Source organism: Vibrio sp. OPT20 (genome assembly GCF_963889365.1).
Lineage (GTDB): Bacteria > Pseudomonadota > Gammaproteobacteria > Enterobacterales > Vibrionaceae > Vibrio > Vibrio splendidus.
The window spans coordinates 142,011-154,923 of sequence record NZ_CAWPOA010000052.1 but is presented as its reverse complement, the minus strand read 5'-3'; the positions used below and the strand labels follow the sequence as shown (position 1 = coordinate 154,923).

General features: G+C 43.7%; 10 protein-coding genes. 6 read left to right on the top strand and 4 right to left on the bottom strand.

Translation table 11 applies throughout. The features are described 5' to 3' along the window. Window positions 1-72: 72 nt before the first annotated feature. Window positions 73-2,397 (bottom strand): FdhF/YdeP family oxidoreductase, encoded by a 2,325-nt coding sequence (locus AACR09_RS10740; RefSeq protein WP_193834944.1) that lies wholly within the window; start codon window positions 2,395-2,397, stop codon window positions 73-75. 601 nt (window positions 2,398-2,998) lie between these two features. Here AACR09_RS10740 and AACR09_RS10735 point away from each other — a divergent pair. From AACR09_RS10735 to AACR09_RS10720, 4 genes are all read left to right on the top strand, one after another. Next, window positions 2,999-3,883, top strand: a complete 885-nt coding sequence (locus tag AACR09_RS10735) for a LysR family transcriptional regulator (protein WP_004734714.1) — start codon at window positions 2,999-3,001, stop codon at window positions 3,881-3,883. Window positions 3,884-3,972: 89 nt separating this feature from the next. Beyond that, window positions 3,973-4,803 carry a formate dehydrogenase accessory sulfurtransferase FdhD gene (gene fdhD / locus AACR09_RS10730; RefSeq protein ID WP_017083353.1) on the top strand — a complete coding sequence of 277 codons (831 nt, stop codon included), beginning with the start codon at window positions 3,973-3,975 and terminating at the stop codon, window positions 4,801-4,803. Between the two features lie 265 nt (window positions 4,804-5,068). Then, window positions 5,069-5,266 carry a hypothetical protein gene (locus tag AACR09_RS10725; protein ID WP_125458453.1) on the top strand — a complete coding sequence of 66 codons (198 nt, stop codon included), beginning with the start codon at window positions 5,069-5,071 and terminating at the stop codon, window positions 5,264-5,266. An 81-nt stretch (window positions 5,267-5,347) separates the two neighbouring features. Further along, complete coding sequence (locus tag AACR09_RS10720; protein WP_193835046.1) at window positions 5,348-6,490, top strand: amino acid permease; 1,143 nt, start codon at window positions 5,348-5,350, stop codon at window positions 6,488-6,490. Between the two features lie 133 nt (window positions 6,491-6,623). On the opposite strand, the gene AACR09_RS10715 is transcribed toward AACR09_RS10720, so the two are convergent. From AACR09_RS10715 to AACR09_RS10705, 3 genes are all read right to left on the bottom strand, one after another. After that, the gene (locus tag AACR09_RS10715; protein ID WP_102307422.1) at window positions 6,624-7,985 is read right to left on the bottom strand and encodes an L-serine ammonia-lyase; all 1,362 of its coding nucleotides are present in this window, start codon (window positions 7,983-7,985) and stop codon (window positions 6,624-6,626) included. Window positions 7,986-8,105: 120 nt separating this feature from the next. Further along, window positions 8,106-9,359, bottom strand: a complete 1,254-nt coding sequence (locus AACR09_RS10710) for an aromatic amino acid transport family protein (protein ID WP_004734718.1) — start codon at window positions 9,357-9,359, stop codon at window positions 8,106-8,108. A gap of 309 nt (window positions 9,360-9,668) precedes the next feature. Beyond that, window positions 9,669-10,268, bottom strand: a complete 600-nt coding sequence (locus tag AACR09_RS10705; RefSeq protein ID WP_004734720.1) for a CoA pyrophosphatase — start codon at window positions 10,266-10,268, stop codon at window positions 9,669-9,671. Window positions 10,269-10,573: 305 nt separating this feature from the next. On the opposite strand from AACR09_RS10705, the gene AACR09_RS10700 reads away from it, so the two are divergent. Further along, window positions 10,574-11,116 (top strand): heme NO-binding domain-containing protein, encoded by a 543-nt coding sequence (locus AACR09_RS10700; RefSeq protein ID WP_017080579.1) that lies wholly within the window; start codon window positions 10,574-10,576, stop codon window positions 11,114-11,116. 1 nt (window position 11,117) lies between these two features. Beyond that, entirely contained in the window at window positions 11,118-12,845 is a 1,728-nt protein-coding gene (locus AACR09_RS10695) for an ATP-binding protein (RefSeq protein WP_193834943.1), read from the top strand. Window positions 12,846-12,913 lie beyond the last annotated feature (68 nt).

The window sequence follows — 12,913 nt, the reverse complement described above, 5'->3', positions numbered from 1 at the left end:
AAAATCCACCTGCCAAAACAGGTGGATTTTTACTTTTACTTTTACTTTCAATTGCCGATTGCCGATTGCCAGTTAGCTGACGGTTGAAAGGGGAATGGCGTCAGAGATCGATTTTTCTAATCTGATGGCGATAAATTTCGAGGTAGGGGTAAAGGTTCGTTCACCATAGCTGTCTAGAGGAACCAAAGGGTTGGTTTCAGGATAGTAAGCCGCCGCCTGACCCTGTGGAACGTCATAAGCCACTAAGGTAAAGCCTTTCACTTTTCTCGTTACACCATCTTCCCAAAGCGACACCATATCGACCTTGTCACCCGGTTTAAAACCGAGCTTCAATATATCCGCTTCATTGATAAACAAAACTTCGCGCATACCAAAGACACCGCGGTAACGATCATTCAAGCCATATAGCGTGGTGTTGTATTGGTCATGGGAACGCATGGTTTGCAAGATCAGGTCGGGTTTATTATCGCCCTGCAACACCGCTTCATTAATCAGTTGTTTTGGCAGTTCGTTGGAACCAAATTGCGCTTTGCCACTGAGGGTGTTCCATTGACGATTTGCGGCAGGATTGACTAAATGAAATCCACCCGGATTTTCCAGTTTCTGATTGAAGTCAGTAAAGCCCGGAATCGTATCTGCAATGAGATCTCGAATATGCCCATAATCTTGAATGACCCAATTCCAATCGATTGGATGGCTGCCCAGTGTGGCATTGGCTATACCCGCGACAATGGCTGGTTCAGAACGTAAATGCTCTGATCGAGGTTCGAGCTGTCCGTAAGAGATGTGAACCATGCTGAAGGTATCTTCGACAGTGATGCCTTGCGGCCCATTAGCTTGTGTATCGATTTCCGTACGTCCCAAACATGGCAGAATCAAGGCATCTTGACCGGTAACAAGGTGAGAGCGGTTGAGTTTGGTTGAGATATGAACGGTTAGGTCACAATTTTTCATCGCCAGATGCGTGCGAGGAGTATCGGGTGTGGCTTGCGCAAAATTACCACCTAAACCAATAAAGACTTTCGAGCGTTTTTCCTCCATAGCTTTAATGGCTTGTATGGTGTTGTGGCCTACATCACGTGGGACATTGAAATTAAAGCGGCGTTCTATGCTATCAAGCAATTGGTTTGACGGTTTTTCATCGATACCCATCGTACGATCGCCTTGGACATTACTATGTCCCCGAACAGGTGATAGCCCAGCACCTGGCTTACCGACGTTGCCGCGCAACAATTGCACATTGGCTACTTCTTTGATGGTTTGTACTGAATGACGATGTTGTGTTAGCCCCATAGCCCAACACATGATCACTTTTTCTGAACGGCGGTACATGTCAGCGACCATTTCTATTTCGCTTAAAGCTAACCCCGATTGTTCAGCGATATGTTCCCATGTCGTCGCATCAACTTCTGCTAAGTATTCATCAATACCTGTGGTGTGTTCGCTGATGAATTTACGATCAAATATGGCTTTTCCTTCGGTTGCGAGCGCATCACGCTCCCATTGCAGCAAATATTTAGCCATCCCACGAAATACCGCCATATCGCCACCTAATGCTGGTCTTAAATAAGCGGTATTGGTTGGTTTTGAACCATTGCTTAACATTTCAACCGGAACTTGAGGGTTTTGGAAACGTTCAAGTCCACGTTCTTTCAATGGGTTGAAACAGATCACCTGCGCACCGCGTTTTACCGCTTCACGCAATGGTTCAAGCATGCGGGGGTGGTTAGTGCCTGGGTTTTGCCCGAGCACAAAGATCGCGTCTGCTTTTTCAAAGTCGTCAAAAATCACGGTTCCTTTGCCCACACCGACCGTATCTTTCATGCCAATTGCACTGGCTTCGTGGCACATGTTTGAACAGTCTGGGAAGTTATTTGTTCCAAACGCACGGACGAAGAGTTGGTATAAGAACGCCGCTTCATTACTGGCTCGACCCGAGGTGTAAAATTCAGCTTGATGTGGTGAGTCGAGTTGCTTCAAATGCTTGGCTACGAGCGAGAATGCTTCGTCCCACTCGATAGGAATATAGTGGTCGGATGCAGCGTCGTACTTCATCGGATGGGTTATTCGGCCTTGATATTCCAGCCAGTAATCTGTTTGTGATGACAAGGATGTTACGCTGTGTTCAGCGAAAAAATCAGGATCCACAAATCGATTTGTGGCTTCCCAGTTCACGGCTTTTGCACCGTTCTCACAGAAGTTCACTTTACTGCCGTGTGGGGATTCACCCCATGCGCATCCCGGGCAATCAAAACCACCGTTTTGATTCGTTTTAAGCATTGTTCGAATGTTTTTGATGGCGTTTTCGCTGCCCCACCAACTCTTAGTGACGGCTTTTAACGCCCCCCAACCACCAGCAGGACCTTTATATTTTTTTATCTGTTCTTTTTGGCTCACAACTGCACTCCTCACACGTGGGAACGGCAGTAAACAAGGGAACCGGTAAAAACAGGCGCGTTATAAAAATAAGGCGGGAGTAAAACGGTTTTGATTATTTTGTGTCGATACCTGTTTACTGCTTTGAAAATTCAGAAATAGACTGGCTGTTTTTTTTGCCATGATCTAAATCAAAGGTTATGTCGTTAAGGGGCGGTGCGTCCAATTGATATTGCCGACTAAGTGATAAATAGAATCTATCATGGCGAGTAAATATGGAAAGTATCGCTTTTGTCACAGTGATAAATAGACTTGTTACAGTGATAAATAGAATTTATTAGCCAGTGCGATGTGAGTTCTATTTTATGAGAGATTCGCCGAACAGCCTTGGTATAGCTGAGTCTTCCGTGATAGTTGCTGTCTATCACGCTATAGATAATTTAGATTTGACCTGTATTTAAATTAGGCATACTTTGATTTAAATCAAAAAATACCGTTTTATTTTAGCTGTTGTTTTACAGGTTGAGTCATTTCCAGTGATAGCTCTTTTCAATCACAGAGAACAGCGAATGTACGACGAACGCGAAGACGACGCTTCATTTCAAGGTTTTACTAATCATTCATGGATATAAAACAACTTAAGTATTTAATCGCTTTAGATCAAACGAAACACTTTGGTCAGGCTGCGACACTTTGCCATATTACTCAGCCTACGTTGTCGATGAGGATAAGGCGTTTAGAAGAAGAGTTAGACCTCGAGTTGATTTCAAGAAGTCAACGTTTTGAAGGGTTTACCGAAGCGGGCGAACGTATATTAGCTTGGGCAAAGACGGTCTTAGCGGCTCATGACGGTTTACAAGCTGAAGCGGCTAACTGCCGTGGTCAACTGGTCGGCTCGCTAAGAGTTGGCATGGTGCCTTTAGCTAGCCAAAACCCAATGCAGTTGATTAAGCCTTTAGCAGAAAAATTCCCTGAACTTCGTTTTCAAATTTTGTCGATGACATCTGAGCAGATCATAGACCAGCTCAATCGTAACCAACTTGATTTAGGTATGTGTTACACCGACCAGATCAATACGGCTTATTTTGACGTTATAGAAATGAACTCGACGGATTTAGGCATTCTGTATGACAGCCGATTCTTTGATTTTGCTGAGTCGGAAGTCTTATGGGAATCACTCAATAGCATTCCTTTGGGGCTTTTGTCTAAAGGCATGCATTATCGTCATTCGATTGATTTGAGTTTCGGTAGTAAAGGCCTAGTTCCGCAGACTTTGATTGAAAGTAACTCTACGTTTCACCTGATCCAAGCCGTCACTAGTGGCCTATGCTGTGCTGTTATGCCGCTTAACTCTGGATTGGAAGAGCTCAATGAACAACTGCGTATCGTACCGATAGAAAAAGCCGTGGTGCATTCGCCTCTAGGTCTACTTAAGCGTAAACAAGAACCTTATTCGGCACTCACTGATCAGTGCTTTGCTGAAGCAAAACACTTGTTTAATCAGTGATGTTTGTTTAACCAGTGATATTTATTTAATCAGTAACGTTTTCAGTCTGAGTCGATATCGTCAAGCTGACCGTCTTTCCGGGTGATTTTATGAGATGTATAACTCAATCCTATATTGAACTGCCTGATTTTAATCAAGCGCCTCCACAGCCCAATGCCATGAGCTATCGAGAGCTTACGGGCTATAGCATGGTGGTGGATGCACCTCTGGCAAACGAATCTGCATTGGCGATCAGTTATAACGGGATCAGTCAGGCGGTTATGATGGTGACGCCTGGCCACATGGAAGACTTTGTGCGCGGTTTTAGTTTAAGCACCGGCATCATAAAAAGATTCAGTGAAATTCGTGATATTGAGATTGGTGGCAATGGTGAATCTCATTTCGCACAAGTAGAAATCAGCAATCGCGCTTTTTGGGACATGAAAACTCAGCGGCGTAACTTGGCTGGAACCACAGGTTGTGGTTTGTGCGGTGTTGAGGCGCTTGAACAAGCACTTCCGGATTTGGTTCCATTGCCATCGTCATTACCACCCAGTCCACTGGTTTTTCAGGGGTTGAGAGGGCGAATTGCCGAACATCAAAAAGCAGCCAAAATATCCGGTGCTTTACATGCCGCTTTGTTTGCGAATTCGAAAGGTGAAATTTCACTTTGTCGTGAAGACATCGGCCGCCATAACGCACTGGATAAACTAATAGGGGCGATGGCTGTGAACGAGATCAACCCTAAGTCAGGGTTCGTGATTATGACGAGCCGTTGCAGTTTAGAGCTTATCCATAAAGCCGTGCGTGCCGAAATCGCAACCTTGGTTTGTTTGTCGGCTCCGACCTCACTGACGGTCGAATGGGCGAGACGTAATCGCTTAAATCTGATTCACTTACCCAACAGCAGTCCACCTCGTTTATATAGCCCTGCGCCTTAATGTCATGTTTTCGTTTGGATAAAAAGAGAGACCATTGTGTCTCTCTTTGGTTTTTATTATAAATGATTATTGTTTTACGCGGTTTGGTGGTTAATTTATATCCAAATGACTGTTTTGTTCAGTTTAATAGCAAAAAATGTGGTTATAGCGTTGTGTTTCAAAGCTCATTCGATAAGATGAAAACACCTCTAATGACAGAGGTAGGGCAGCAATGGATACGCTGCTTCAATTACTATGGAATGTGACTTAATTATTGGACACATGCATGAAATTCAAGATTACATCACCGATTATTGAACCTACGGAAGGTTCACCACATCAGTTAACGCAAACTCACGCTTCTCGTTTTACCTCTTTTAAGACAAGCTCCCCTTTGAACACCTTGTTCGACCACGTCTCTGCACGCTTCTTTACCGTTTATCGCTCCTATTGTTATTCGTTTTATAACTCTATTTCTATCTGAACCCCTTTGTCATCCGCTCGATGTACGAAGACTCATATCTATAAAAAATAAACAAATAAGTTAAAAACAATGAATATTAAAATGATGGGTAGCTCCCTAATTATCGCTGGTACCGCTCTCGGTGCTGGTATGCTTGCGATCCCAATGGTATTAGCTCAATTCGGATTGCTTTACGGCACGCTGCTGATGGTATTGATCTGTTTCGGTACCACTTACGCAGCATTATTACTTCTAGAAGCGACCATCAAAGCGGGTGGCGGTCTAGGACTAAACTCAATTGCCCGAAAAACCTTGGGTAAACAAGGCCAGTTACTGACTAACGGCTTGCTATACGCGTTATTGATTTGCCTATTGATGGCTTACATTTTAGGCGCAGGTGATTTGCTGAGTAAGTTACTGTCTAACTTTGGCGTTGAACTCACCGCGAGCACGAGCCAAGTCGTGTTTACGTTACTTGCTGGTGCAGTCGTCGCAAGTGGCACAGGAGTGATTGATAAGCTCAACCGCGCATTGTTCTTTGTGATGCTAGCAAGCTTGTTTGCAACTATGGTGTTTTTAGCACCAAGCATGACGCAAGAAAACTTGATGCAGGTAACCAGTCATGACCACGTTGATCTAATCAAAACCAGTGCAATCCTGTTCACAAGCTTTGGCTTTATGGTTGTGATTCCAACCTTGGTTTCTTACAACCACGAAGCGACAGACAAACAGCTGCGTAACATGGTGATCGTCGGTTCTCTGATTCCATTAGTGTGCTACCTGTGCTGGTTGTTTGCTGTGGTTGGTAACTTGAGTGAAGAGCAATTTAGAAGCTTCAAGAACGTATCAGATTTGATGGCGGCGTTTGAGGCTCAATCTCCTTGGGTGGGTAACGTACTGTCTACCTTCACTGGCTTGGCGTTGTTGACTTCTTTCTTTGGTGTAGCGATGTCTTTGTTCAACCAGAACAGAGATATGTTCAACCAAAACACAGCGGTCACTTACTGCATTAGTTTCATCTTGCCGCTGGCGGGTTCATTGCTTGCAGCTGACAAGTTCCTACAAGTGCTGAACTACGCTGGCATCATCTTAGTATTCCTAGCTGTGTTTGTTCCTCTGGTGATGGTTCATAAGCAACGCTTCATGAAAGTAGCGGAAGACAGATACAGTGCTGAAGGTGGCCGACCAATGATGTTGTTCTCATTGTTGTTTGGTTGCTTCTTACTTATCTCGCAAGTGATTTAGCAAAAAATTTGGTCGCTTGAATGAATCAGTTACCAAGTTTCAGATACTAAAAAAGGAACGCATCGGCGTTCCTTTTTATTATCTGCTCATTAAAAGCAGATTGATTCGAAAGCTATTAACAAACTAATGCTAATTAACAAACCACCTTAACTGCCAAACCACCTTGAGACGTCTCACGGTATTTAGCGTTCATGTCTTTACCGGTTTCTAGCATTGTTTCGATAACTTTATCGAGAGAAACAGTAGGAGCAGAAGAGCGACGAAGTGCCATACGAGTTGAGTTGATTGCTTTAACTGCAGCAATACCGTTACGCTCGATACATGGTACTTGTACTTGGCCAGCAACAGGGTCACATGTAAGACCTAGGTTGTGCTCCATGCCGATTTCTGCAGCCATACATACTTGCTCAGGGCTACCACCCATAAGCTCAGCAAGACCAGCAGCAGCCATAGAACATGCAACACCAACTTCACCCTGACAGCCAACTTCAGCGCCAGAGATAGAAGCGTTACGCTTGTAAAGACCACCGATCGCGCCAGAAGCTGCGAAGTAACGAATGTAGTCTTTCTCTGTCACTGTTTGGATGAACTTATCGTAGTAAGCCAGTACCGCAGGGATGATGCCACATGCGCCGTTTGTTGGTGCCGTTACTACACGACCGCCAGCTGCGTTTTCTTCATTTACTGCGAAAGCAAACATATTCACCCAGTCAACAACCGTCATTGGGTCATTAGTTGTTTTTTCTGAAGTGATCAGTTGTTGGCGAAGTGCTGCTGCACGACGAGGTACACGCAGTGGACCAGGCAGGATACCTTCAGTATTCATACCGCGATCCATACACTCACGCATCGTTCTCCAGATGTTAGCGAAGTAAGTACGAGACTCTTCGTCTGAGTGGAAAGCTGCTTGGTTTTTCATAACCAGTGTACTGATAGAAAGACCACTTTCTTTACACTGATTAACCAGCTCTTCAGCTGTTGTGAATTCGTATGGTGCTTTAATTGGGTTTTCTTCTTCTTTGCCGAAGCTCTCTTCGTCAACGATGAAACCGCCACCAATTGAGTAGTATGTTTTTGAGTATGCTACTTCGTCATCAACCCAAGCATGAATGCTCATGCCATTCTCGTGTAGAGAAAGGTTCGAAGTATGGAAATTCATTCCGCCATCTTTCGGGAACGAAACAGTATGACAGTGCATACCAACAGGTAGACGTTCAGTTTCTTCTACGCGAGCAATGAAGCCTGCGATAGAGTCGATATCTACTTTCTCAGGAGTATTGCCAGCAAGACCCATGATGATTGCGATATCTGTGTGGTGACCTTTCCCTGTCAGTGATAGTGATCCATATACGTCCACGGTGATTTTAGTGATGTCGCGCAATTTTCCCATTGAACGTAGGTCATCAATAAATTCTTTACCCGCTTTCATTGGTCCAACTGTGTGTGAGCTCGATGGACCAACACCGATTTTATAGATATCAAATACACTAATCATAGCGATTACCTCAAAAAGAGAGCCTCCCAAGGGGAGTTGGGAGGCTCATTTATTATCATTATATTTTTTGTCTAATCTCGCGATATAAGATGGATGTCATCTTATAAAAAGGACTTGAGATTAAAGAGCGCCGTAGATTACAGAACTAATAGCCGCTAGACCACATAAAGCTGTAAAGATTTGCACAGGTGCTGATGTTTTGTACTTAGCCATTGCTGGTACTTTCTGCATCGCGAATACAGGCATTAGGAACAGGATAGCTGCAATCATTGGAGCACCCATTGTTTCAATCATACCTAGGATGCTTGGGTTAACTACCGCAACAATCCAAGTTGTAACAACGATGAACGCTAGAGATGCTTTCTCAATCGTGCTGATTGAAGAACCAGAGCGAGACTTGATTAGACCAACAAGACCTTCATGAGCACCTAGGAAGTGACCGAAGTAGCTAGAAGTAATCGCTGCGAACGCTACTAGAGGACCCATGTAAGAGATAAGTGGAGACTCGTGAACGTTAGCTAGGTAAGAAAGTACCGAGATGTTTTGCGCTTGCGCTGTAGCTAGTTGCTCTGGAGATAGAGAAAGCACTACAGAGAATACGAAGAACATTACAAAACCCATCAGCATCATTGCTGCGCCGCCAGTGATCGCGTCAGTTTTCTTAACTGCGTCTTCACCGTATACACGACGTTGCTCTTTAGAGAACTGTGAAATGATTGGGCTGTGGTTGAAAGAGAACACGATGATTGGAATCGCAAGCCAGATAATAGAAGGCATTGAAGACCATTCTGGGCTTGTTTCCATCATTGAAGTGTTCCATTCAGGAACTAGGTAGAAAGACAGCGCTAGTAGGACGAATACTAGTGGGTAAACCATTGCTGACGTTGCTTTAAGCATCAGTTCTTTACCGAATACAACACCTGCTGTCATAGCAAGGATCAGTGCACCAGAAAGAAGAGGACGTGGAATAGATTCCATACCCATTTGGTTTACTAGGAAAGAATCAACCGTGTTTGTGATACCAACACCGTAGATAAGAACGATTGGGTAGATAGCGAAGAAGTAAGCAAAAGTAATAATGTTTGCGCCAGTCTTACCGAAGTGCTCTTCAACTGTGTCTGTAATATCAGCTTCAGGGTTTTTAGCAGACAGTACGAAACGAGCTAGAGATTTGTGTGCGAACCAAGTCATTGGTGCCGCGATTAGAGCTAGGATAACTAATGGCCAAAAACCACCCGCACCAGCTTTGATTGGAAGGAATAGTACGCCAGCACCAACTGCTGTACCGAATAGTGATAAACACCAGGTAAAATCTTTATAGTTAAACTTGCTTGAATCTTTAACGGCATTTGCCGAAGAAGTTGTTGTGTTCATGTTAAATTACTCATTTTTTGGGAACAGGAAATAAGTTGGGGCTAATTCTGCAGAATTTTCTTCTGTAAAAAATAGATCTAAATCATGTAATGAAACGGCGTGTCACATGATATGCGAAAAACGGATTTTTGATCACGAAATTGGCGTGCTACAGGTGATTTATGCTCATGCTAGACATTAGTTTTTATTATGCGAATGGCGGGAGTGGTCAGATTTATACCAGGAAAACGTTTGCGTAAAATTGCATTAATAAATCTGTTCTATAGAAAGGCTGGATTTTGTTAACAGAGATTAAACAAAACGTAGTTTCTATGTAATTTGTTGCACTACATGTCGCTGCAGAGATTGGATGATTTGTGCTGTAACGCCCCAAATTAGGTGCTCTTCGAAGGGCATCGCAAAAACACGATGCTTGATTTGTTTAACGTTAACTGTGTGGCTGTGTAACTTGGCTTGGTCTAAAACATAGGTGGCAGGCACCTCAAAAATCGAGGCCACTTCGTTCTCATCGATGATGGCTTCATAGTCAGGATCGACCATTGCAACAATCGGTGTCACAGAAAATTTACTAATAGTACTCAATGCAGGTAATTGGCCAACAATTTTAACTTGATCCGATCGAATTCCCACCTCTTCGTGGAGTTCTCTAAGTGCAGTAAATTGCATAGAAGGGTCGGAACGTTCGTGTTTTCCTCCAGGAAAGCTGACTTGGCCTGGATGATGCTTTAAATGAGCGGCTCTTTTAGTAAAAATGACATGTAAACCATCTTCTCGTTCCACTAAACCGACCACCACTGCCGCTTTGCGCAATTGATCGCCACTGATATGCGAAACACGCTCTACAGATTCGGGATGATAGCCAACCGTAGGGTTAAGCTGAAATTGTTGAAGGAAGTTTTCTTTATTCATATCAAGCCAATATATTGATTATTATGATTTTAAGTATAGACATAACCGTGGGCTGATTACCAATTTTGAGTGTGTCTTCATTTACTTACCCTTAGTTCAGTCTTTAACTAAGCACAATAAAGGGGAGGGGCAGTCACCCATCTCCTCAAAATGAGGGGTTTTGCTATATTCAATATTTGTACATTTCCGAGTAAGCGTTACCCATGTCATAAAATTAGGTGATGAAACGTAGTTTTTTTGTTTAAGAATTTGATAACAATAACTTAGTAGACCATTCTAAAAAGAAATAGAAGAAAAGGTATGAGATGAAAGGAATCATATTCACCGAATTTTTAGAGCTTGTTGAAGACAAGTTTGGGCTAGAGCTTTTGGAAGAAGTTTTAGAGATGTCAGAAGACGAAGGGATCTACACGTCGGTCGGAAGCTATGACCACAAAGACCTTGTCAGGTTGATTATCAACTTGAGTAAGAAAACCGATATTGATGCCGCCAGTTTACAGCGTGTTTTTGGGCAGTCGGTCTTTAAGAACTTATTGGCCTCATTGCCTAATAAAGCGAGCCTTGCTCATAGCACGACCACCTTTCAATTTATCCAACACGTAGAGCGCTATATTCACGTTGAAGTGAAGAAGCTCTATCCGGATGCGGAGCCGCCTGAATTCAGCTTTATTACCACGACTGAAGCACAGCTTGTTTTTGACTATAAAAGCGCAAGGTGCATGTCTCACGTTTGCTTAGGGCTTATTGAAGGGTGTGCTGAATACCACGGTGAATCTATCGCGGTTGAAATGACGCCGCAAAATGATGACCAAAGCGTGGTTAGGTTTAATCTCAAAGTAGAAAAGTGATATGGATCCGGCATCTGCCATAGAGAAGAAACTTAAGCGTCAAATCGCGGCAAGGAAAGCGGCTGAAGCGTTGTTGGAACAAAAGAGCCTCGAACTGTTTGAGGCTAACCAACAGCTTGAGCTTGCTCTGCGTCAGTTAGAAAAGCGCTCAAACGCGAATATACGCCGTATTGAATTCCAAGAACAAATCGACAACCTGTTGATTGATTTCGGGCGCGCGTTCCTTAGAAATGATCTCGATGACGTCATGTTGTCACAATTGACGATGAATGTGACCAACAGTTACTTGATCGAAGCCAGTCGTTTGATTTTGCCTCCCAAGCTGATCCCTCAGTTACACACCTACGACTATGGTGACGAAGCCGTCGAGGTGATAGAGCAATACATTCAAGAACCTCATTGGCAAGGCAACCTGCTAACGGTGCCATTAGAGGTCGAAAAGGTCATAGTCGGCGCGTTAATCGTGAAGGTCAGATTGTTAGACCAGGACTACGAATTCATTCAAAGCCAACTGTTGTTAGTGACCGATCTTATCTGCAGTGCATTAACTCATCAGCTTGCTATCAATCGAAATGTTGAGTCACGTAAACGAGCGGAAGAGTCCGAGAGGGCAACACGCGACTTTGTGGCCATGATTAACCATGAGCTAAGAACTCCGCTCAATGGTTTGCTAGGTAGTGCCGAATTGATCAGCGATACCGAACTCAGCAATTCTCAGCGTGAAATAGTGAATAACCTGAGTCAATCTGGAGAGTTTCTCAGAACCATCATTAATGACTTGCTTGATTTCAGCAAAATCAATGCAGGGATGTTGGATCTTATTCCTAAGAAATTTGCGTTGCATGATTTGAGAAATACGATTGAAAGTATCTTCGTCAATCGGGCGATTGAGAAGCAGATCGAATTTAATATCAGTGTCGCATCTAACGTACCTTCTCATTTCCAAGGCGATTTAGAACGTATCACGCAACTGTTTGTAAACTTAATCGGTAATGCGATCAAATTTACAGAAGAGGGGCACGTCAATGTCGATATTGAGTGGGACAAAAACCAGTTTGTCTTCTCAGTGGAAGATACTGGGGTAGGCATTGCCGAATCTTCACATAAGACGCTGTTTGAACCTTTCACACAAGCTGACAACTCAAGTAGCCGAAATTATGAGGGCACTGGGCTTGGTTTAGCGATTTGTCGCAAGCTGGTGGCTCTGATGAATGGCGTGATTGGGGTGACCAGTGTTGTTGGCTCAGGCACTACGTTTACTATCTCGATTCCTCTTCAGGTTGTCGATGTACCAGCAGAGAGTGATAGTGTCGCTAGAGGCTTTGAATCTGAAGTCGAATTGTCACTGCTTAAAGTGCTGGTGGTTGATGATATTAAGATGAACCAGATCATCATCCAACAAATGTTACGTAAATATGAGATTGAACCTGCTACCGCGAGCAATGGTGTAGAAGCTTTTGAGCTTGCTTCAGATAATGAATACGACATTGTTTTCATGGATTGCAGAATGCCCGTCATGGACGGATTTGAAGCGACAGAGAAACTTAGAGCTAAGGGTTACGTTAAACCTATTGTGGCACTCACCGCCGGAACGACGCTGGAAGAGCGGGAACGTTGTATTCAGTGTGGAATGGATGACATTCTTAGTAAGCCTTACACAGCCAACGATCTTAAAGAAATGCTCAAGAAGTGGGGTGTCTCTGCAGTGAAGGTCGTTCAAACAGATTAATAAAGCGTTGTGAGTCATGTGTTCTAGCTCAAAGACTAAAAAACCGAAGTGATCTTACGATCCTTCGG